Consider the following 20570-nt stretch of genomic DNA (forward strand, 5'->3'; position numbering starts at 1 on the left):
ATCAGCTCCGCTTCAGTTTCGGATCGAGGGCGTCGCGCAGACCGTCGCCCATGAGGTTGATCGCCAGCACGGTGACGAGGATCGCAAGGCCCGGGAAAGTCACGACCCACCATGCGCGCAGGATGAACTCGCGCGCTTCGGCCAGCATGGTGCCCCATTCGGGGGTGGGCGGCTGTGCGCCCATGCCGAGGAAACCCAAGGCGGCGGCGTCGAGGATCGCGGTCGAGAAGGACAGCGCGGCCTGCACGATGATCGGCGCGAGGCAGTTGGGCAGCACGGTCACGACCATCAGCCGCAGCGTGCTAGCGCCGACGACGCGGGCCGAGGTGACATAGTCCTTCTGCCGCTCGGAGATCACGCTGGCGCGGGTCAGGCGCACGTAATGCGGCTGTAGCACGATGGCGATGGCGATCATCGCATTGGTGAGGGACGGTCCGAGGATCGCCACCAGCACCAGCGCCAGCAAAAGCGACGGGAAGGCGAGGATGATGTCCATGATCCGCATGATGATCGTATCGACCCACTTGGGCGCGAAGCCCGAGATGAGGCCGATGATGATCCCACCCGAGGCGGCGATGGTCACCACCACGATGCCCACGAAGAAGGAATAGCGCGCGCCGACGATCAGCCGCGAGAGCATGTCCCGGCCCAGAGGATCGGTCCCGAGGATGTGGTTCCACGTCCCCCCCTCTTGCCACGCGGGCGGTTGCAGGGTGGCCGAGCGGAACTGCTCGGTCGCGTCATGCGGGGCGATCCATGGGCCGAACAGCGCCAGCACGGCGAAGATGGCAAAAATCCACAGGCCGATCACGGCCCCGCGGTTCTCACGGAAATAGAACCAGAATTCGCGCAAGCGGCCGGGGCGGTCGTGCACCATTTCGGCTTCGGCAGAGAGTGCGTCGTCCATTAGCGTTTCCTGATTTTCGGGTTGATGATGCCGTAGAGCATGTCGACGGTGAGGTTCACGACCATGACCATGACGGCGATGAGCAGAAGGCCACCCTGAACCACCGGGTAGTCACGGCGGAAGATGCTGTCGACCATCCACTTGCCGATGCCCGGCCAGCTAAAGATGGTCTCGGTCAGGATAGCGCCCGCCAGCAGCGTGCCGACCGACAGGCCGATCACGGTGATGACGGGGATCAGCGCGTTGCGCAGGGCGTGGATGCCGTTGATCCGGCCCGTCGACATGCCCTTGGCGCGGGCGGTGCGGATGTAATCCTCGCCCAAAACCTCAAGCATCGCCGAACGGGTCTGCCGCGCGATCACCGCCAGCGGGATCGTCCCCAGCACGATGGTCGGCAGCAGAAGGTGCCGCAGCGCCGAGAGGAACGCCCCGTCCTGCCCCGAGACGATGCTGTCGATCAACATGAAGCCGGTGGCATTGGGGAAATAGTAAAGAAGGTCGATCCGGCCCGAGACCGGGGTCCAGCCCAAGTTGCCGGAAAAGACGATGATCAGCAGCAAGGCCCACCAGAAGATCGGCATCGAATAACCCACGAGCGCGGTGGACATCAGCGCCCGGTCAAAGAACTTGCCCCGGTTCACCGCCGCGATCACGCCTGCGGGCAGTCCCAAGGCCACCGCAAAGATCATCGCGCAGAGCGACAGCTCCAGCGTGGCGGGGAAGAGCGAGAAGAACTCATCCCAGACCGGGCGTTTGGTCACGAAGGACGTGCCCAAATCCCCCTGTATCACGCCGGTGAAGTAATCCCAGAACTGCACATAGATCGGCCGGTCAAAGCCAAACTGCTGTTGCAGTTCGAGATAGCGTTCTTCGGAAATGCCGCGCTCACCGGCCATGACGACGATCGGGTCGCCGGGCAGCAAGCGGATGAAGGCGAATGATATCAGCGTGACGCCGATAAAGGTGGGGATGAAGGTCGCAAGGCGCGACAAGACATATTTCAGCACGGGAGCACCATCAGTTCCTTCGGAAAGTTGGTCAGGGATTTGTAGCCATCTTCGGTAATCAGCACGTCATCTTCGATGCGCACCCCAAAGTTGCCGATCTCATAGAGACCGGGTTCGTTGGTGTACACCGTTCCGGCGGGTAAAGTCATGTGGTTGCCGCGCATGATATAGGGCGCTTCATGCACATCGCGGCCCAGACCGTGGCCGGTCTTGGTGCGGATGCGGTCGGCAAAAGGAGAGGCTTCGAGCACGCCGGTCACCACATCGTCGATCTCATGCGCGGTGACGCCTGCGCGGGTGGCCTCCAACCCGGCAAGGTTGGCGCGCAGCACGGTGTCGTACACGGCGCGCCCCTCGTCGCTGACATGGGTAAGGAAAACGGTGCGGGTGATGTCGGCGGCAAAGCCGTCCTTCCGCGCGCCGAAGTCGATCAGCAGCGCATCGCCTGCTTTGACGCGGTAATCCTCACGCGCCTTGGCATGCGGGCGGGCCGAGCCGTCACCGGCGGCGACGATGGGGGCGAAGGACAGATCGTCGGCCCCTTCGGCAAAGACCATCTGCACCAGCTTCTGCTCGATCTCTTTCTCGGTCTGGCCGAGCTTCACGCTATTCAGCGTGGCGCGCAGGGCGCGTTCGGAAATGTCGATGGCTTTTTGCAGGGCTGCGACCTCGGCCTCGGTCTTGATCATGCGGGGGGCGGAGATCTCGCGCTCGGCGTCGATGATCCGCAGATCGGGCTGCGCTTTCTTCAGCGCGTGATGCACGAAGACGCGCATCACTTGGCCTTCAACGGCAAGCGAGGTGATGTTCAAATGTTGCATCAGCGCGGCGAAGGCATCGTCATAGCCCGTCTGGTCGCGCCAATCGAAAACGGCCCCGTCGAAACCGACCAACTCCCAACTGCCCAGTTCAAGGTTCGGCACCAAGGCGGCGGCGGGGCCGCGGGCGGGGATCACCAGAACGAAGGGGCGTTCGTGGCTCATGAAGGCATGGTCGACGGCGCGGGTGAAATTCGGGCCGGGCACCAGCGCCACGGCATCTACCGATAGGTCGGCGGCGATATCGGCATAGGCCGACAGGCGATCATTCAGCGAAGGGGACATGGGCTGGCTTTCGGGCTGGCGAGGTTAATAAAATGGGGACGGCACAGGATGCCGCCCCCTTTGGTCAAAGCGGCAGTGTTACTGCTTCAGGCCAACTTGGTTGAAGATGTGACCACCCAGTGGGTGCACAACATAGTTTTCAACTTCGGGGCGCATGGTCATGTAGACGACCGAATGCGCGATGGTGGCCCAAGGCGCTTGGTCCTTGAAGATTTCCTGCGCTTCTTCGTAAAGCGGCGCACGCTCTTCTTGGGTCGGCAGAACCTTGGCTTTCTGGATCAGCGCGTCGAATTCCTCGTTGCACCACTGGGCGCGGTTGGATTTCTCGACACCGTCACAGCCCAGCAGAACCGCGAGGAAGTTGTCTGGGTCGCCGTTGTCGCCGGTCCAACCCAGCAGCACGGCACCGTCACGGTCCTTGGACTTGGAGCGCTCAAGATACTCACCCCATTCGTAGGAGACGATTTCGACATCGACGCCAACCTTGGAGAAGTCTTCCTGCATCAACTCGGCCATACGGCGGGCATTGGGGTTGTAGGGACGCTGAACCGGCATCGCCCAGATCTTCATTGACAGATCGCTGACGCCCTCTTCCTCGAGCATCGCCTTGGCGGCCTCGGGGTCATAGTTGTCGTCTTCGATGGCGTCGTTGTAGGACCACATGGTCGGCGGCAGCGGGTTCTTGGCGATTTCGCCGGAGCCTTGGAACACCACGTCGATGATCGCCTGCTTGTCGATCGCCATGTTCAGGGCCTTGCGGACCTTGGCGTTGTCGAAGGGCGCGACCTGCGTGTTATAGGCCAGATAGCCCACGTTCAGACCTTCTTGCTCCATCACGACGATGTCTTCGGCGTCTTTCATCGCCTGAACATCAGCCGGGTTCGGATATGCCATCACGTGGCACTCACCCGCCTGCACCTTCTGGTAGCGCACGGAGGCGTCAGGCGTGATCGCGAAGATCAGGCTTTCAACCTTGGCCGCATCGCCCCAGTAGTCGTCGTTACGCAGGTAACGGATGACCGCGTCTTTCTGATAAGCTTGGAATTTGAACGGGCCAGTGCCGATGGGCGCTTGGTTCACCATTTCAGGTGTGCCCGCTTCCATCATCGCGTCAGCATATTCCTTGGACACGATCGAAGCGAAGTCCATCGCCATATTCGCGATGAAGGGCGCTTCGGGACGGGTCAGGTTGAAGGCCACGGTGTAGTCGTCGACCTTCTCGATGCTTTCGATCAGATCGGGCATGGACATGCCGCCGTAGTATTCCCATGTGCCGCCCGAGACGGTGTGATAGGGGTTTTCTTCGTTGCCCTGACGGTCAAAGCTGAAGATCACGTCGTCGGCGTTGAAATCGCGTGTCGGCGTGAACTGGTCGTTGGAGTGGAATTTCACACCTTTGCGCAGCTTGAAGGTCACGGTCATGCCGTCTTCGCTAACTTCCCAGCTTTCGGCCAGCGCGGGCACGACTTCGGTCGTGCCGACTTTGAACTCAGCCAGACGGTTGTAGATCGGGTGGCTGGAGGCGTCGAATGTGGTGCCGGCTGTGTACAGCGCGGGGTCAAAACCCTCGGGCGAGCCTTCGGAGCAATAGACCAGCGATTGGGCCGATACCGCCGAGGCTCCAAGGGCCGCCAGCATGGCACCGGTGGCCAATTTCGTTGTAAAAGACATAATATTCTCTCTCCTGGTTGGTTTGTTTCTTGGCAACGGGGTATCCGCCGCAGGTGATACGCCCTTACGGGCGAGACGACGCGAATGCGGTGGCGACTGCCCCTTCATTCGGACGTATTCTATTGGCGCCAGCAGCCTGTTCATATTGCATCCGCCCGACCCAAAGCACGCGGGCGGGCTTGTCGGTCTTGTTGGACCACGAATGCGGGCTGCTGCCGAGGTAATGCAGGCTGTCGCCGGGCCGCATAATATGCTCCCCCCCATCGACGACCTGCGCGATCTCTCCCTCAAGGATATAGATCACCTCTTCGCCCTCATGTACGACCTCTTCCGAGGCATAGCCCGGCGGCACGTTCATGATGTAGGAGGACAGCTCATGGCCCGGGAAATCCGCACCGATCTTTTCATATTCGATGGATGAGCCCGAAACGGCAAAGCGCGGACGCTCAGCCGCGCGGGTCAGGCTGTCTTGGGTCTTGGGCGTATGGATGAAAAAACTGACATCGACCTGAAGCGCCACCGCGATCTGCGACAGGGTGCCCAGCGAAGGCGTGGCCCGGCCCCGCTCCACCTGGCTCAGATACCCGACCGACACGCCAGAGGCTTCGCCCAACTGCTGTAAAGTCAGGGACAAACGATGACGTTGCTTGCGCATACGCGCGCCAAGCGTCGATACACTGTCGCCATTGGCAGTCAGCAAATTCACCCTCCCCGTGAACAGCGGCCCGATCTCATGCCGGGTATAGCCTTTTCATGTCTCGCTGTGTGAAATTAAAAAGGTTGAGGGTCAACAATAATTTTTTTACTGCACCGCGGCGCAGGGCGCGAGGCTGCGGCCAGCGGGGGTGGATGTCATTCTACTCAAAGGATTTTAGCTGCGCGCGGTCGATCCGCGCCAGTTCAGACGCCGTCGGGTCAAGCGGGGCAAAGGAAACACTCAGCCCGCTGGGATGCCATTCGCAAATGCCGAATCCGGTTCCCTCCATGATACGCAGATCGCGGGTTTCGGTCAGATCGACAGTGGAGTGCAGCCCGTTGGAAATCACCACCGGAATGCCGTGCCAATGGCTCACCCGGTTCACATGCACATGGCCCGAGAGGATGCCCGCCACGCGCTGCCCCTTCAACACCTCGGCCAAACGCGCACTGCTCGCTGCGTCCAGACTGCCCCATGCGAGGGCCGCGGGATCAATGCGCGGCGGGTGGTGGATCACCAAGAGTTTCGCCAGATCGCCATGACGCTCAAGCGCGGCTTCCAGAAACTCGAACTGCGCGTCGTCCAGCGCCCCGGCCACCTTGCCCGGCACGCTGCTGTCCAACGTGATGACATGCAGATCGCCCTGCGGCGCGTCGTGGAAATAGGGCGCATCGGCCAGCCCCGGCGCAAAGACCGCGTTGAACCCATCGCGTTTGTCATGGTTGCCGAGGGCCATGACCAGCGGCGCTTTCAGCGGTTCCATGATCTCGCGCACAAGCTCATAGCTTTGCTGGTCGCCATGGTTGGTCAGATCGCCACTGGCCACCACGAAATCGGGCTGAGGTTCCATCGCGTTGATCACATCCACCGCGCGGCGCAGGGTGGCGGGCGTGTCGCTGTGCAGATGCGGGTCGTTCAGATCGGGATGCGAGATATGCAGGTCGGTCAGGTGGACGAAACGGGTCATGGGCGTACTCCTGCGGCTGTCAGCAGGGTTTTCGTATAAGGGTGCTCTGGGCTGCGCAACACATCTGCCGCCGCACCGCTTTCCAAGGTCTTGCCATGCTGCAGCACCAGCACCCGGTCGCAGATCGATCCGACCACCGCAAGGTCGTGGCTGATAAAGACCATGCCGAGGCCCAGATCATCCTGCAGGTCCATCAGAAGGTTGAGAATTTGCGCCTGAACCGAGACATCAAGGGCCGAGACCGCCTCATCCGCGACCAGAAGCGCGGGGCGGGTGACGATGGCCCGCGCGATGGCGATGCGCTGGCGCTGCCCGCCCGAGAACTCATGCGGATATTTGCCCGCATCGGCGGCATGCAGCCCGACCTGCTCCAAGGCTTCGGCGATGCGGCGAGGGATATCCTCGGTCTCACCATTGGCGCGCAGCGGCTCGGCGATGGACCAGCCGACACGGCGGCGCGGGTTGAGCGAGCCGAAAGGGTCTTGGAACACCATCTGAAAATCGCGCCGCAGGCTGCGTAGTTCTTGCCCCCCGAGCCCATGCAGATCGCGCCCCCTAAACAGCACCGCGCCCGCGTCCGGACGCTCAAACGCCATGATCAGCCGCGCCAGAGTGGATTTGCCCGAGCCACTTTCCCCGACCACGCCCAAGGTCTTGCCTGCGTGCAGCGAAAAGGAGGCGTTTTCCAAAGCCGTCAGCACTGGCGGGGCACGCAGCAGACTTTGGCGCGGCAGTTTGTAGCGGCGGGTCAGGTTGCGGACCTCTAAAAGCGGCGCGTCAGTCATAGCGCCCCTCCGTCAGCAAGTGACAGGCGGCAGCGCGCCCCGCGTCGGTCTGCACGAAGGCCAGGCGCTGCGCGGCGCAATGAGGCAGCTCCACCGGGCAGCGCCCCGCAAAGCGGCAGCCCTGCGGCAGCCCCTGCAGCGGCGGGACCGCGCCCGGAATGGTCGGCAACCTGCGCCGTTTTCCTTGGGCATCCCGCCCCGCCACGCCTAGATCGGGCCGCGCGCCCAAGAGCCCTTTGGTATAGGGATGCGCAGGCCTGCCCAGCACCTCTGCCGTGCGGCCCCGCTCGACCATATCGCCCGCATACATCACCACGATGTCTTCGGTCGCCCGCGCCACAGCGGCGAGGTCATGGCTGATGAAAACCAGCGCCATCTGCCGCTCCCGCGCGAGCCGTTGCAGCAGGTCGGTGATCCGCAGCGCCACATTGGCGTCGAGCGCGGTTGTCGGCTCATCGGCGATCAGCAGCATCGGGTTGCAGGCCAGCGCCAGCGCAATCAACACCCGCTGGCGCTGGCCGCCCGACATCTCATGCGGGAACTGGCGCAGGCGACGGTCGGGATCGGGAATGCCAACCTCTTCGAACAGGCTCAGGGCGCGGGCACGGGCGGCACTGCGTGTCAGCCCGTCATGCAGCACCATCGGCTCCATCACTGTGTCGCCCACCCGACGCAACGGGTTGAGCGCCGCCATCGGTTCCTGAAACACCATCGCCACGCGGCGGCTGCGCAGCCTCTGCCAATCACGCTCAGATGCGTCGGCCATGTCCTGCCCGTCAATCCGCAGCTGCCCGGTCAACCGCGCGCTTTCGGGGGCCATGCCCATCAGACAAAGCGCCAGCAGCGTCTTGCCCGAACCGCTTTCGCCGACGACCCCCAAACGGTCGCCGCGCTCGATCACCAGATTGGCGTCGCGCAGGGCGACGGCAGTGCCGAAATGGATCGAAAGATTGCTAAGCTCAATCATCGCGCGCGCACCAGTCGGGGATCGGTGATGTCGCGCAGCCCGTCGCCCAGCAGGCCAAAGCCCAGCACGGCCACGACGATGCACAGCCCCGGATAGATCGCCAGTTGCGGGGCGAGATACATCAGCGTCTGCGCCTCCGACAGCATCCGCCCCCAGCTCGAGGCGGGCGGCTGCGCGCCGAGGCCGAGATAGCTCAGCGCCGCTTCGGCGAGGATCGCCACCGCGAACTCGATGGTCGCCTGCACGATCACCGCCGCGGCGATGTTGGGCAGGATGTGATCGCGGCTGATCGCGAAGCGCCCGCGCCCGGCGGCCCGCGCGGCGGCGACGTAGTCGCGCGTCCATATCTGGTTGGCAGAGGCGCGGGTGACGCGGGCGAAGATGGGTATGTTGATGAAGGAGATCGCCAGCACCGCGTTGGTCAGCGACGGCCCGAAGACCGCCGCCAGCATGATCGCGAACAACAGCGCTGGAAAGGCAAAGCCCAAGTCGGCGAGCCGCATCACCGCATCCTCGACCCAGCCGCCAAGCGCCGAGGCCAGAAGCCCCAGCCCCACGCCGATGCTGCCGCCCAAGAGCACCGCCACCAGCGCCACGGTCATCGAGTTGCGCGCCGCCGCCATCAATTGCGCCACCACGTCGCGGCCCAATTGATCGGTGCCCAGCCAATGCTCCGTAGAGGGAGTCGCGAACTTGGTGGAGATCGACATCGCCTGCGGGTCATGCGGGGTCCAGACGAGCGACAGCGCCGCCACCCCGACCACGAGGCTGACCAGCACCGCCCCCAGCAGAAAATTCGCCGGAAGCCGCTTCATGCCCGCGCCTTCAGCCGGGGGTCGATCACGACGTAGAGCAGATCGACCACGAAATTCGCCGTCACCACGATGGCGGCGAACAGCATCACCAGCGCCTGCACCGTGGGCAGGTCACGGTTGGCGATGGACTGGAAGATCAGACGTCCCAGACCGGGCAGGTAGAAGACATTCTCGATCACGATGGTCCCGGTCACGAGCGCGGCGAACTGCATGCCGACGATGGTCACGATCGGCACCAGCGCATTGGGCAGCACATGCCGCCAGAGCACCCGCCGCCGCGAGAGGCCGCTGGCGCGGGCGGTGCGCACGAAATCCTGCCGCATGACCTCCAGCGCCGAGGACCGCGTGACCCGCGCCAGTACCGCCGATTGCACCAGCGCCAGCGCCACCGTGGGCAGGATAAGCGACCGCAGCGCCGCCCCCGGATCGTCCCAGCCCGCAAAGCCCCCCGGCGGCAACCAGCGCAGCTTCACGGCAAAAAGCATCACGAGCAGGATCGACAGCCAGAAGGCGGGCACCGCGATGCCGAGTTGGCTCAGAAACATCACCCCCCAATCCCCCGCACGCCCATGCTGCGCCGCCGCCGTGATGCCAAGGCCCAGCGCCAGCACCAGCGTCACCAGCATCCCCGCCACGGCGAGCGATATCGTCATCGGCAGGCGTTCGGCGATGAGTTCCGAAACAGGCACGCGAAACGAATGGCTGAGGCCGAAGTCCCCCTGCACCGCGTTCCAGACCCACGAAACATAGCGGGTCACCAGCGGCTCGTTCAGCCCCAGCTGTTCGCGCAGCGCCGCGATGGCATCCTCGCTGGCGTCCATGCCAAGGATGGTCAGCGCCGGATCGCCCGGCAGCACGTTCATCACGGCAAAGACGACGAGCGAGACGGCGAGCAGGGTCAGCACGAAACCGAGCGTGCGGCGGAAGAGGAAATAGGCCACGAAGTCAGGTCCAAAAGCCGCGCCACCGGGGGCGCCGCGGCCGTTTCAGGTCAGTCGGCGATGCGCACGTTCTTCAGCGGCATGTAGAGCACGGGCGAGGAGGACCAGTAGCCTTCGACCTCCTGGCGGAAGACGCCCAAGAGAGGCAGCTGGAACAGGAAGCCATGCACCGACTGGTAGGACAGCATCTGCTGGCCCTGCTTGAGCAGTTCATTGCGCGCCTCGGCGTCGACCTCAGTTTGGATCTTCTCCCAAAGCGCGGTCATCTCGGCATTGTCGTAGCCGTAGAAATAATCCGGGCCGCGGGCGAAATTGCCCATGTCGTTGGGGCTGGTGTGGGCGATGATGGTCATGTCGTAGTTCTTCTTCTTGTAGACCTCATCGATCCAGAAGCCCCATTCGACATTCTCGACCTTGGCGTCGATCCCGGCCTCCGACAGCTGGTTCTGGATGATCTCGGCCGAGCGTGTGGCGTAAGGGAACGGCGGCACGCGCAGGGTCATGGTGGCCCCCGCAAGCCCCGCCGCCTCGAACATTTCTTCGGCCTTGGCGCTGTCATGCGGATAGGCGTCCGTCAGGTCGACATAGGCGGTGCCATGCGGCGGGTAGAAGCTGCCGATCGGCACGGCTTGGCCGTACATGGCGCCCTCGATGATCTCGTCCCGGTCGATGGCGGTGGCCACGGCGCGGCGCACCTCCACATTGTCGAAAGGCGGCTTGGCGTTGTTCATGGCAAGGATCACCTCGCCCTCAGTCGAGCCGACGTTGACGCGGAAGCGCGGGTCGGCCTCGAACTGCGGCAGCAGTTCCGGCGCGGGGAAGCCGGGGAAAGCGTCGAGCTCTTCGGCCATCATCGCCGCGGTTGCGGCGGCCGGGTCGGAGATGAAGCGGAACACCACCTTGTCGAGCGCCACCTCGGCCGCATCGCGGTGATCGGGGTTCTTGACCAGCGTCAGCCGGTCGCCGCGAGTCCAACTGTCGAACTTGAAGGGGCCGGAGCCCACCGGATTGGCGTTGTTGGTCTCCACGCTCTCGGCGGCCACGATGGCGCTGTCGCCCTGCCCCATGTTGAACAGGAAGAAGGCATCCTTGTTCGTGAGCGTGATCTCGACCGTTTGGGGATCCACGGCCTTGACGCTTTCGATCGGCTCGAAAATGTCCTTCGACGGGTTCACGCTGTCTTCACCCATGGCGCGGTCGAAGGAATAGACGACATCGTCGGCGTCGAGCGTGCTGCCGTCGTGGAAGGTCACGCCTTCGGCCAGTGTGAAGGTATAGGTCAGCCCGTCTTCCGACACCTCCCAAGACGTCGCGAGATTGGGTTGCACTTCCCCGTTCTCGGCCACAATGGTCAGCGATTCGAAGACGTTCTGCGTCATCATGCTGTCGATGGAGGCGGTGGCATCCGCCGTGGGATCGAGCGACGTGGGCTCCTGCTGCATGCCGATGACAAGCTCGGCCGCGGCGGAAGCCGAGGCCATCAGGCCAAAGGCCAGCGTCAGCGCGGGAAGGGTTCTGAAAGGGGTCAGTTCGGACATGGGGCAGCACTCCTGTGGGTCGGGGCGCGTTCGGCATCACCGCATGCGCCCTTTGTGACAGACTGCGCCGGGCGGGGGCGTTCGGTCAACGGCTTTGCCGCGCCGGGCGAAAATTTCATGCAATTGCAACAATATGGCGGATTTATCCGATTGCCCGCAGGGGCAGAGGCGGACCGCGCTTCGGCCCTTTTGCCCCGCCGCAGGCGGTGCTAGCCTCTGCGCAGAGAGGGCAGAGTATGAACAATTTAACAACAGGTTTCGATTGCATCGTGATCGGTGCGGGCATTGCGGGCGCTTCTGTCGCTGCTGAACTGTCCAGCGACCGTCGGGTGCTGCTGCTGGAGCGCGAAAGCCAGCCGGGCTATCACACCACGGGCCGCTCTGCCGCGCTGTTTACGGTGACCTATGGGCCTGAAGTGATCCGCGCCCTCTCCCGCGCTTCTGCCGCCTTCTTTCACGACCCTGTCAGCCCGCATCTGGATCACCCGCTGCTGGAACCCCGCGGGGCGGTCTTCGTCGCGCGGCAGGACCAGCAAGCATCGCTCGCCCGCACGGCTGAGGAGTTGGGGCCCCATGTCACCCCGCTGAGCGGGACCGAGGTCGAGACGCGCGTGCCGCTGCTGCGCAAAGGCTATGCCAGCGGCGGGCTGCAGGACACTTCGGCGGCGGATATCGACGTGAACGGGCTGCATCAACATTACCTCAAGACCTACCGCGCGGCGGGCGGCGTTTTGCAAACCAAGGCCGAGGTGCAGGCGCTTCGCAAAGAGGGTGACTGGCAGGTCGACACGAACCAAGGCACCTTCCACGCGCCGGTGATCGTCAATGCCGCAGGGGCTTGGGCGGATGAGATCGCCACGCTGGCCGGGTTGAAACCTGCGGGCCTCACCCCAAAACGCCGCACGGCGCTGACGGTGGCCCCGCCCGAGGGCATGGTGCCAGACCGTTGGCCGATGGTGGTGGATATCGACGAGCAGTTCTACCTCAAGGCCGATGCGGGCAAGCTGCTGATTTCGCCCGCCGATGCCACGCCCTCGCCCCCCTGCGACGCGCAGCCCGAGGAACTGGATATCGCGATCTGCATCGACCGGATCGAAACTGCTTTCGACCTTGAACGTCCGCGCATCGAAAGCCGCTGGGCCGGGCTGCGCAGCTTCCTGCCCGACGGCAATCCGGTGGCGGGGTTTGATCCCGAAGGAGAGGGTTTCTTTTGGCTCGCCGGTCAAGGTGGCTATGGCATCCAGACCGCCCCGGCGCTGGCGCGGGCCGCGGCGGCAATGGTGCGAGGCGCGGAAATCCCCGGCGACATCACCGCCGAGGGTGTTACTGAAGAAGCGCTTTCGCGGGACCGTGCGGGGCTGGTTTAACCGCTCAGACCCGCGTCCGCTTCGATCTGTTTGCGCGACTTGCGCGCGCGCTCGGTCGCTGACTTAAGCTGACCGCAGGCGGCCATGATGTCTTCGCCCCGCGGGGTGCGGATCGGTGAGGCATAGCCGGCCTGATAGATGATGTTGGCGAAAGCCCGGATGCGGTTATTCGACGACCGCTCATAGGGCGAGCCGGGCCATTCGTTGAAGGGAATGAGGTTGATCTTGGCCGGAATGCCCTCGATCAGCTTGACCAGACGATGCGCGTCTTCGTCGCTGTCGTTCACGTCCTTCAGCATCACGTACTCAAAAGTGATCCGTTCGGAATTGCTGACCTTGGGATAGGCTTTGAGCGCCTCCAGTAGCGCCTCAATGTTCCAACGCTTGTTGATCGGCACCAGCTTGTTGCGCACCTCGTCGGTGGTGGCGTGGAAGGACACGGCCAACTGGCAGCCGATCTCAGCGGCGGTGCGGTGAATCTCGGGGACGACGCCGGAAGTCGACAGCGTGATGCGGCGGCGCGACAGCTGGATGCCTTCGGGGTCCATCGCGATCTTCATCGCGTCGCGCACGTTCTCGAAATTATACAGCGGCTCACCCATGCCCATAAGCACAATATTGCTCAAAAGCCGGGTTTCATCCTTCGGCGCACCGATTTCAGGCCATTCACCCAGATCGTCACGCGCCACCATGACCTGACCGATGATCTCGCCTGCCGTGAGGTTGCGGACCAGCTTCTGCGTGCCGGTATGGCAGAAAGAACAGGTCAGCGTGCAGCCCACTTGGCTAGAGACACAAAGCGTGCCGCGCCCCTCTTCGGGGATATAAACCACCTCGACCTCATGACCGCCCGCGATCCGCACGAGGTATTTGCGGGTGCCATCCTCGCTGACCGCACGGGTCACCACCTCGGGCACTTCGATCACGAATTTCTCAGCCAATTGAGCGCGGTAGCCCTTGGCGAGGTTGGTCATCGCGTCGAAATCCCGCACGCCCCACTGGTAGATCCACTGCCAAATCTGCCCCACACGCATCTTCGCTTGTTTCTCGGGCGTGCCATGGGCGATCAGCGCGTCGCGCATGGCGTCGCGGGTCAAGCCGACAAGGTTGATCGGCCCGTCGGGCAGCTTACGGGGAAGGGTCATCACGTCTTGGGTGATGGGCGCGGAAGCGGACATTTCAAAGACTCACTGGCTAGGGATGGGTCTCTATATAAGAAAAGGCGCGATTTGCAAAAGGGTTTGGCCGCCGAGGCCCTGAACCCGCGCTCAATAGGTCTTCTTGCTTGTCCGCAATTCCCCGGTCGCCAGAACCGGCGCGGCATCCAGACTGTCCACGTTCAACATCGCCGCCACACGCTCCAACGACGACACTAGCTGCGCCTGCTCCCAATCGGCGAGGTCTGCAAAGGCGCGAACGTAGCGCTGTTGCAGCGCATCGGGGGCTTCCTCCAACACATCCTCGCCCTGTGTGGTCAGCGTGATGTTGGTCTGCCGACGGTCCTGCGCCGAGGGCTGGCGCGAGACCAAGCTGCGCGCCACCAGCTTGTCGACCAAGGCGGTCACGGTGGCTTGGCTCACCCCCATCTGATTGGCGAGGGTCTTGGCCGTCGGGTCTTTCTTCTCTCCCACGATCTGCAAAACGCGCAGCTGCGCAGGGGTCACCCCCGCGGCCTGCGCCAGATCGCGCGCATAGAGTTCGGTGGCCCGCAAAATGCGGCGCAAAGCGATCAGACTTTCGTCGACCCGGTCGGGATGTTTCTGCGTCATGGTGCATCATTGCACATTGGCGGCATTCTCAGCAATCGCTCAAAACCTACCCGATCGCTTAGTATAGCTAAGCGAAGCTGCCTAATTTCGTTCGGAAAACGAAACAAATATGCACAGTTCTATGGCGCTGAAACAACGCTATGAGCGTATATTGAGGTAATTTACTTTGATTGTTGAAGTATCATCGCGCATGGCTTACTTAGCCTATCGAAACAATCAGGGAGCCCCGAACGGATGCAGAATGAACTCGACATGAAAAAAGCCCGCACACCCAAGCTGCGCAAGCCCAATGCCGAGGACGGAGCCGCCATCTGGCGGTTGATTCGCGACTGTAAGCCGCTCGACGAGAACTCGCTTTATGCGAACCTGATCCAAGCCGACCACTTCCGCGACACCTGCGTGGTGGCCGAGTTGGACGGGGATATCGTGGGCTGGATCTCCGGCCATATGATCCCTGCCCAAGATGCTTTCTTTGTCTGGCAGGTCGCCGTCAGCCCCAAAGCCCGTGGCCTTGGTCTGGGCAAGACCATGCTGATGGAACTGGTGAACCGGGATGAAACCGAGGATGCCAAGACCCTCAAAACCACGATCACCCGCGACAACGACGCCTCTTGGGGGCTGTTCCGCAGCTTTGCGAACCACATCGGCGGCGATCTTTCCGATGCGCCCCACTTTACCAAAGACGCCCATTTCGAGGGCGCGCATGACACCGAACATATGGTGACGATCACGCTGCCCGAGGCCGCCGCGCTGAAACGCGCCGCGTAAACCGCAGCTGACAATTCACACGACAGACTCTCTAGAAGAGAAAGGAATTCCTATGCCTAAAGACATGGCACAGAACACAACGATCTTTACCCGCCGCGAGAGCGAAGCGCGCTCCTATTGCCGCGGCATGAACGCTGTTTTCACCCGCGCCAGCGGGTCCGAGATGTTCGACGCGGACGGGAATCGCTACATCGACTTCCTCGCCGGTTGCTCCTCGCTGAACTACGGCCACAACGACCCTGACATGAAGGCCGCGCTGGTGGAGCACATCACCAATGATGGCATCGCCCATGGTCTCGACTTCCACAGCGACACCAAAGCGGCATTCCTGAACGCCTATGAGGAGAAAATCCTCAAGCCGCGCGGCATGGACTATAAGGTCATGATGACCGGCCCGACCGGCACCAACGCCGTCGAAGCCGCGATCAAGCTGGCGCGCAAGGTGACGGGCCGCACGAACGTGATCTCTTTCACCAACGGTTTCCACGGCATGACCATGGGCGCGCTTGCTCTCACTGGCAACAAAGGCAAACGCGGCGGCGCGGGCGGCGGCTCGCTGGCCGATGTCACCCACATGCCCTTCGAAGGCGCATTGGGCGAGAACGTGGACACGCTTGAGATGATCGACGCGATGCTGTCGAACCCGTCGTCGGGCATCGACGCGCCCGCGGCCTTTATCTTTGAGCCGATCCAAGGCGAAGGCGGGTTGAACGCGGCCTCCGACGCATGGATGCGGGGCATTGAAAAGATCGCCCGCAAGCATGGCGCGCTGCTGATCGTTGACGACATTCAGGCGGGCTGTGGCCGTTCGGGGAGCTTCTTCTCCTTTGAGGCTTCCGGCATCAAGCCTGACATGATCACCCAAGCGAAATCGCTTTCCGGCTTTGGCCTGCCCTTCGCGGCCCTGCTGATCGCGCCGGAGCATGACATCTGGAAGCCCGCCGAGCACAACGGCACCTTCCGCGGCAACACCCATGCCTTCGTCACCGCCCGCGTTGCGATCGAGAAATTCTGGTCCGACGACACGTTCGAAAAGTCGCTGGCCGAGAAAGCCGTGGTGCTAACCACCGCGCTCAAGGATGTGGCCGATCTGGTCGACGGTGCCACGCTGAAAGGCCGCGGCTTGATGCAGGGTGTCGACGTAGGCTCGGGCGAGTTGGCCGGTGCGATCTGCGCGCGTGCCTATGAATTGGGCCTCGTGATCGAAACATCGGGCGCACATGATGAAATTGTTAAATATCTTGCCCCGCTCACCACGCCGGAGAAGGTTATGCGCGAAGGGTTTGATATCCTCCTTCAAGCGACCCGCGATGTGACGGGCAATATGAAACTGGCAGCGGAGTAATACCGATGATTGTACGCGATTTTAACAAACTTCAGGTCACAGACCGTCACGTTGGCGATGCGCAATGGACCTCGACACGCTTGCTTCTGGCCGACGACGGGATGGGTTTTTCCTTCCACATCACCGTTCTTGAGGCCGGGTCTGAACACACGTTCCACTACAAGCACCACTTCGAGAGCGTCTATTGCATGAAGGGCAAGGGGTCGATCACCGATCTCGCCACCGGGGAGACGCATGAGATCACCCCCGGCGTAATGTACGCCCTGAACCTGAACGACAAACACACCCTGCGCGCAGAGGAAGAGCTTCACATGGCGTGCTGCTTTAACCCGCCGGTCACCGGCAAGGAAGTGCACCGCGAAGATGGTTCCTATGCGCCTGCCGAGGAGGTCGCTTAAGTTTTATGACTCAACCGTCCCACACTGTCGAAAAAATCGGCGGGACGTCCATGTCCCGCGTGAACCAACTCAAAGATACGCTCTTTGTCGGTGACCGTAAGGGCGCAGACATCTATGGGCGCGTCTTCGTGGTCTCCGCCTTTGGCGGGATCACGAACCTGTTGCTGGAGCATAAGAAATCCGGCGAGCCGGGCGTTTACGCCCATTTGGCCAATGCCAGCAACGATCACGGCTGGCACGAGGCGCTGACCCGCGTCTCGGCCGAGATGCAGCGCGTGCACCGCGAGGTGCTGGAGCATCCCGGTGACATCGAACAGGCCGACGCCTTTGTGTCCGAGCGCACCCATGGTGCCCGCAACTGCCTGATCGACCTGCAACGCCTTTGCGCCTATGGCCACTTCCGCCTGTCGGAGCATATGCTGCAAATACGCGAGCTACTGTCCGGTCTGGGCGAGGCGCATTCCGCATTCGTCACCACAATCCTGCTGCAACGCGCTGGCGTGAACGCCCGTTTCGTCGACCTCTCGGGGTGGCGTGACGAGGGCAACGTGACCCTCGACGAGCGCATCGCGCAGGCGATGGAGGGCATCGACCCTCATACGGAAATGCCCATCGTGACAGGCTATGCGCAATGCGCCGAGGGCCTGATGCGCGAGTTCGACCGCGGCTATTCCGAGGTGACCTTCTCCAAGCTCGCCGCCCTCACCGGCGCGCGGGAGGCGATCATTCACAAGGAATTTCACCTGTCGTCCTGCGACCCGAAACTGGTGGGCGAACATGCCGTCAAAAAGATCGGCCGCACCAACTACGACGTGGCGGACCAGCTGTCGAACATGGGGATGGAGGCGATCCACCCCAAGGCGGCCAAGACCCTGCGCCAAGCCGACGTGCCGCTGCGCGTGACCAACGCCTTCGAGCCCGAAGACCCCGGCACGCTGATCGACGACCGTCAGGCCGAAGCGCCCGCGGTGGAGATCGTGACCGGTCTGGATATCGTCACGCTGGAGCTGTTCGAGCAGGATATGGTCGGCGTAAAGGGCTATGACACCGCGATCCTCGATGTGCTGACGCGGCACAACGTGCGGATCGTTTCGAAGGTGTCGAACGCCAATACGATCACGCATTATCTGGACGCTTCGCTGAAAACGATGCGCCGGGTGGAAAAGGATCTGGCCGAGATTTACCCCACCGCCGAGATCACCACCCGCACGCTGTCCATGGCCTCGGTCATCGGGCGCGATCTGAATGGCTTGTCGGTGTTGCAACGGGGCCTCGTGGCCATCGCAGAGGCTGGCGAGACAGCCATCGGCGCGAGCCAAGGGCCGCGCAACGTGGATGTGCAGTTCATCGTCGAGCGGGAGAGCCTGCAACCGGTGATCAAGGCGCTGCATGGTGCGTTTATCGAGGAAGAAGTGGCGGCGCCGTTGTCGCGCGCGGCCTGACATCGGAATATACGACGTATTCTTAGCCGCGGCTCCCGAAAGGAAGCCGCGGCTTTTTCGTGCGAGGGCCATCGCCTGCCCGCGTGTCGGCGAACCGACATATCTTTGATACCGCTTTATGCCTCAACCATGATGTGAGCCCGCGAAGTCACGCACAGCCTCACCAAATCGCCTACCCGGTCGCACCGAAGGTGCGCCCAGCATGGTCTGGCACGCCTCTGGCGTGACGGGCGGGCAGGCGATGGCCCGGCGCCTACGGCTTGTCTCGGGCCCGGGTGGCACGTTCGCCCCAAACAAAAACGGCCCCGCAATCGCGAGGCCGTCCCAAACTCTCAAATCTCAGAGGCTCACCCCCCGCAGCGCTTCTCCGCATCTTCAACCGCAGCGGTGAAGCCCAGAAGCGAGAAGGTGTCCTTGGTCTGCGTCCCGCGCGAAGACTTGCCGACCAGCGTGGCATCCGCACCGCGTTTCATCGCGGCGATGATCTTGGCGTCATCCGCCGTTGTCGCGGGCCATGCCCATTCGCCTTCGGTGAACAGCTCATAGGTATTGCCCGAAATGCTCATCGTCACAGTCGAGCCCGAGGCGAAAGGATAGCCGCCGGTGAAAGCAACCTGACCCTTGGCCTCTGCCGAAGGACGATAGAATACCATCAGCAATGTCTGGCCCCGGTTCACCGCCACCACACGCCCATCGCGTGTGTTCACGACTTCCTTGGGCGTCGAGACGCCCCAGCATTCCGTCGGGTTATCTTCTACAAAGACGCTCCAGTCGGTCTTGGCCGCCACCCGGTTGGTGCTCTGCTCCTGCGCCACTGCGCCGCTCGCCACAAGGGCGAGCGCCCCAAGTGCAAGACCACATGTCTTCATCATTCCCATCTGTCCAGCCTCCAGCCGTCCTTGACCTCAACACGTCCACAGACCCCAACCGGGCAACCTCGGGCGGGTTGCTCTCTTGCGGGTGTCTGTTATCTGTTCGACACCAACCACAATAACGGCAAACGCGCGACCGACGAAACCCTGATTGGCAGGTTTTCGCCCAGAAACAGGATGAACCTCATGACCAAAGCAGCCCCCTTTGCGGAAATCTGGCGCGGACCCTTTCTGGAAAGCGTGCATTCCGGTCACGCCGTGATCTGCGACGCCAGCGGCCAGATCGTCGAGGCTTGGGGCGACCCGGAAAAGGTCATTCTGCCGCGCTCGTCTTCCAAGATGATCCAAGCGCTGCCGCTGATCAATTCCGGCGCGGCGGACAAGGCGGGGCTAAGCACCGAGCAACTGGCGCTGGCCTGCGCCTCGCACCAAGGGGCCGCCATCCACACCGACCGGGTGGGCGTCTGGCTCGAAACGCTGGGTCTGGACGACGACGCCTTTCGCTGCGGCCCGCAGGAGCCCGCCGACCGCGACGCGATGGAGGGGCTGATCCGCGCCCATGAGAAACCCTGCCAGATCCACAACAACTGCTCGGGCAAACACGCAGGCTTCCTGACGCTGAACCAACATCTGGGCGGCGGCGCAGATTACGAAAAGCCAGAGCACGCGGTGCAAAAAGCCTGCCTTGAGGCTTTCGAGACGGTCACGCAAGAAACCTCCCCCGGCTATGGGATCGACGGCTGCTCGGCCCCGAACTACGCTTGCACCCTGCATGGCATGGCCCGCGCCATGGCCCATTTCGCCGCCGCCCCCGAAGGCTCTGCCGAGGCGCGCCTGCACGAAGCTATGCGCCTGCACCCCGAACTTGTCGCGGGCGAAGGTCGCGCCTGCACGGAACTGATGCGGGCGATGGACGGCAAGGTCGCCTTGAAGACCGGGGCCGAAGGTTTCTTCATCGCCATCTGGCCCGAGCGCAAACTGGGCATCGCACTGAAAGCCGCCTGCGGCACCACCCGCGCCGCCGAATGTGCGATCACCGCGTTGATGGTCAAACTGGGGGCGCTGGACGCCAACCACCCCGCCGCGCTCAAGCGGATGAACGCGCCGATCAAGAACTGGCGCGGGCTTGAAACCGGGATGCTGAAACCAGCGGCGGGGCTGCTTTAAGCCACTCGCGCTGCCGCTTGGATGAAACGAAGCGGCAGTCCCAC

The 20570-nt window shown here is 62.9% G+C and carries 20 protein-coding genes; 6 read left to right on the forward strand and 14 right to left on the reverse strand.

What is annotated here, in order from left to right; genetic code table 11:
* Position 1: 1 nt before the first annotated feature.
* The 11 genes from ACGYLI_RS08065 to ACGYLI_RS08115 form a co-directional block, all read right to left on the reverse strand.
* Positions 2–907, reverse strand: coding sequence for an ABC transporter permease subunit (locus tag ACGYLI_RS08065; RefSeq protein ID WP_394418652.1), 906 nt, complete (start codon positions 905–907; stop codon positions 2–4).
* The gene (locus ACGYLI_RS08070) at positions 907–1914 is read right to left on the reverse strand and encodes an ABC transporter permease subunit (protein WP_168612859.1); all 1008 of its coding nucleotides are present in this window, start codon (positions 1912–1914) and stop codon (positions 907–909) included. Before ACGYLI_RS08070 ends, ACGYLI_RS08065 begins: the two co-directional genes overlap by 1 nt.
* The gene (locus ACGYLI_RS08075; RefSeq protein WP_394418654.1) at positions 1908–3017 is read right to left on the reverse strand and encodes a M24 family metallopeptidase; all 1110 of its coding nucleotides are present in this window, start codon (positions 3015–3017) and stop codon (positions 1908–1910) included. Before ACGYLI_RS08075 ends, ACGYLI_RS08070 begins: the two co-directional genes overlap by 7 nt.
* A gap of 78 nt (positions 3018–3095) precedes the next feature.
* Complete coding sequence (locus ACGYLI_RS08080; RefSeq protein ID WP_067262570.1) at positions 3096–4688, reverse strand: ABC transporter substrate-binding protein; 1593 nt, start codon at positions 4686–4688, stop codon at positions 3096–3098.
* Positions 4689–4752: 64 nt separating this feature from the next.
* Positions 4753–5343 (reverse strand): helix-turn-helix domain-containing protein, encoded by a 591-nt coding sequence (locus ACGYLI_RS08085; RefSeq protein WP_394402040.1) that lies wholly within the window; start codon positions 5341–5343, stop codon positions 4753–4755.
* Positions 5344–5545: 202 nt separating this feature from the next.
* Positions 5546–6352 (reverse strand): metallophosphoesterase, encoded by an 807-nt coding sequence (locus tag ACGYLI_RS08090; protein ID WP_271692597.1) that lies wholly within the window; start codon positions 6350–6352, stop codon positions 5546–5548.
* Entirely contained in the window at positions 6349–7137 is a 789-nt protein-coding gene (locus tag ACGYLI_RS08095) for an ATP-binding cassette domain-containing protein (RefSeq protein WP_394418657.1), read from the reverse strand. The genes ACGYLI_RS08090 and ACGYLI_RS08095 overlap by 4 nt, the downstream gene beginning before the upstream one ends.
* Positions 7130–8104 carry an ABC transporter ATP-binding protein gene (locus ACGYLI_RS08100; protein ID WP_394418660.1) on the reverse strand — a complete coding sequence of 325 codons (975 nt, stop codon included), beginning with the start codon at positions 8102–8104 and terminating at the stop codon, positions 7130–7132. The genes ACGYLI_RS08095 and ACGYLI_RS08100 overlap by 8 nt, the downstream gene beginning before the upstream one ends.
* Complete coding sequence (locus ACGYLI_RS08105; protein WP_394418662.1) at positions 8101–8919, reverse strand: ABC transporter permease; 819 nt, start codon at positions 8917–8919, stop codon at positions 8101–8103. Before ACGYLI_RS08105 ends, ACGYLI_RS08100 begins: the two co-directional genes overlap by 4 nt.
* Positions 8916–9860, reverse strand: a complete 945-nt coding sequence (locus ACGYLI_RS08110; protein ID WP_271692601.1) for an ABC transporter permease — start codon at positions 9858–9860, stop codon at positions 8916–8918. Before ACGYLI_RS08110 ends, ACGYLI_RS08105 begins: the two co-directional genes overlap by 4 nt.
* Before the next feature lie 50 nt (positions 9861–9910).
* Entirely contained in the window at positions 9911–11398 is a 1488-nt protein-coding gene (locus tag ACGYLI_RS08115; RefSeq protein WP_394418666.1) for an ABC transporter substrate-binding protein, read from the reverse strand.
* 236 nt (positions 11399–11634) lie between these two features.
* Between ACGYLI_RS08115 and ACGYLI_RS08120 the strand changes: the two genes are divergently transcribed.
* Complete coding sequence (locus ACGYLI_RS08120; RefSeq protein ID WP_394418668.1) at positions 11635–12765, forward strand: NAD(P)/FAD-dependent oxidoreductase; 1131 nt, start codon at positions 11635–11637, stop codon at positions 12763–12765.
* On the opposite strand, the gene rlmN is transcribed toward ACGYLI_RS08120, so the two are convergent.
* Both rlmN and ACGYLI_RS08130 read right to left on the reverse strand, forming a co-directional pair.
* On the reverse strand, positions 12762–13943 hold the full coding sequence (gene rlmN / locus ACGYLI_RS08125; protein ID WP_394418670.1) for a 23S rRNA (adenine(2503)-C(2))-methyltransferase RlmN: 1182 nt from the start codon (positions 13941–13943) through the stop codon (positions 12762–12764). The genes ACGYLI_RS08120 and rlmN overlap by 4 nt on opposite strands.
* A gap of 90 nt (positions 13944–14033) precedes the next feature.
* Positions 14034–14534 (reverse strand): MarR family winged helix-turn-helix transcriptional regulator, encoded by a 501-nt coding sequence (locus tag ACGYLI_RS08130; RefSeq protein WP_271688566.1) that lies wholly within the window; start codon positions 14532–14534, stop codon positions 14034–14036.
* Positions 14535–14768: 234 nt separating this feature from the next.
* Here ACGYLI_RS08130 and ectA point away from each other — a divergent pair, with 234 nt between their 5' ends.
* The 4 genes from ectA to ACGYLI_RS08150 are packed head-to-tail and all read left to right on the forward strand — an operon-like array spanning position 14769 to position 18487.
* Positions 14769–15302 (forward strand): diaminobutyrate acetyltransferase, encoded by a 534-nt coding sequence (gene ectA, locus ACGYLI_RS08135; protein ID WP_394418672.1) that lies wholly within the window; start codon positions 14769–14771, stop codon positions 15300–15302.
* Positions 15303–15354: 52 nt separating this feature from the next.
* A complete protein-coding gene (gene ectB, locus ACGYLI_RS08140; RefSeq protein ID WP_394418674.1) occupies positions 15355–16647 on the forward strand; it encodes a diaminobutyrate--2-oxoglutarate transaminase in 1293 nt (430 codons plus the stop codon).
* 5 nt (positions 16648–16652) lie between these two features.
* Positions 16653–17045, forward strand: coding sequence for an ectoine synthase (locus ACGYLI_RS08145; protein WP_394418676.1), 393 nt, complete (start codon positions 16653–16655; stop codon positions 17043–17045).
* A gap of 5 nt (positions 17046–17050) precedes the next feature.
* A complete protein-coding gene (locus ACGYLI_RS08150) occupies positions 17051–18487 on the forward strand; it encodes an aspartate kinase (protein ID WP_067261587.1) in 1437 nt (478 codons plus the stop codon).
* A 347-nt stretch (positions 18488–18834) separates the two neighbouring features.
* Here the strand turns inward: ACGYLI_RS08150 and ACGYLI_RS08155 are convergent, their stop codons facing one another.
* On the reverse strand, positions 18835–19359 hold the full coding sequence (locus ACGYLI_RS08155; RefSeq protein ID WP_082851954.1) for an invasion associated locus B family protein: 525 nt from the start codon (positions 19357–19359) through the stop codon (positions 18835–18837).
* Between the two features lie 186 nt (positions 19360–19545).
* Here ACGYLI_RS08155 and ACGYLI_RS08160 point away from each other — a divergent pair, with 186 nt between their 5' ends.
* Positions 19546–20526, forward strand: a complete 981-nt coding sequence (locus ACGYLI_RS08160) for an asparaginase (protein WP_394418678.1) — start codon at positions 19546–19548, stop codon at positions 20524–20526.
* Positions 20527–20570 lie beyond the last annotated feature (44 nt).

This window comes from Sulfitobacter sp. 1A13421, from assembly GCF_043557285.1.
Lineage (GTDB): Bacteria > Pseudomonadota > Alphaproteobacteria > Rhodobacterales > Rhodobacteraceae > Sulfitobacter > Sulfitobacter faviae.

Coding starts and splice junctions, on each gene's coding strand:
- ACGYLI_RS08115 (WP_394418666.1), bottom strand. CDS start 11,398: ATGTCCGAACTGACCCCTTTCAGAACCCTTCCCGCGCTGACGCTGGCC.
- ACGYLI_RS08085 (WP_394402040.1), bottom strand. CDS start 5,343: ATGCGCAAGCAACGTCATCGTTTGTCCCTGACTTTACAGCAGTTGGGC.
- ACGYLI_RS08080 (WP_067262570.1), bottom strand. CDS start 4,688: ATGTCTTTTACAACGAAATTGGCCACCGGTGCCATGCTGGCGGCCCTT.
- ACGYLI_RS08075 (WP_394418654.1), bottom strand. CDS start 3,017: ATGTCCCCTTCGCTGAATGATCGCCTGTCGGCCTATGCCGATATCGCC.
- ectB (WP_394418674.1), top strand. CDS start 15,355: ATGCCTAAAGACATGGCACAGAACACAACGATCTTTACCCGCCGCGAG.
- ACGYLI_RS08120 (WP_394418668.1), top strand. CDS start 11,635: ATGAACAATTTAACAACAGGTTTCGATTGCATCGTGATCGGTGCGGGC.
- ACGYLI_RS08090 (WP_271692597.1), bottom strand. CDS start 6,352: ATGACCCGTTTCGTCCACCTGACCGACCTGCATATCTCGCATCCCGAT.
- ACGYLI_RS08160 (WP_394418678.1), top strand. CDS start 19,546: ATGACCAAAGCAGCCCCCTTTGCGGAAATCTGGCGCGGACCCTTTCTG.
- ACGYLI_RS08150 (WP_067261587.1), top strand. CDS start 17,051: ATGACTCAACCGTCCCACACTGTCGAAAAAATCGGCGGGACGTCCATG.
- ACGYLI_RS08100 (WP_394418660.1), bottom strand. CDS start 8,104: ATGATTGAGCTTAGCAATCTTTCGATCCATTTCGGCACTGCCGTCGCC.
- ACGYLI_RS08145 (WP_394418676.1), top strand. CDS start 16,653: ATGATTGTACGCGATTTTAACAAACTTCAGGTCACAGACCGTCACGTT.
- ACGYLI_RS08130 (WP_271688566.1), bottom strand. CDS start 14,534: ATGACGCAGAAACATCCCGACCGGGTCGACGAAAGTCTGATCGCTTTG.
- ACGYLI_RS08095 (WP_394418657.1), bottom strand. CDS start 7,137: ATGACTGACGCGCCGCTTTTAGAGGTCCGCAACCTGACCCGCCGCTAC.
- ectA (WP_394418672.1), top strand. CDS start 14,769: ATGCAGAATGAACTCGACATGAAAAAAGCCCGCACACCCAAGCTGCGC.
- ACGYLI_RS08065 (WP_394418652.1), bottom strand. CDS start 907: ATGGACGACGCACTCTCTGCCGAAGCCGAAATGGTGCACGACCGCCCC.
- ACGYLI_RS08155 (WP_082851954.1), bottom strand. CDS start 19,359: ATGATGAAGACATGTGGTCTTGCACTTGGGGCGCTCGCCCTTGTGGCG.
- ACGYLI_RS08105 (WP_394418662.1), bottom strand. CDS start 8,919: ATGAAGCGGCTTCCGGCGAATTTTCTGCTGGGGGCGGTGCTGGTCAGC.
- rlmN (WP_394418670.1), bottom strand. CDS start 13,943: ATGTCCGCTTCCGCGCCCATCACCCAAGACGTGATGACCCTTCCCCGT.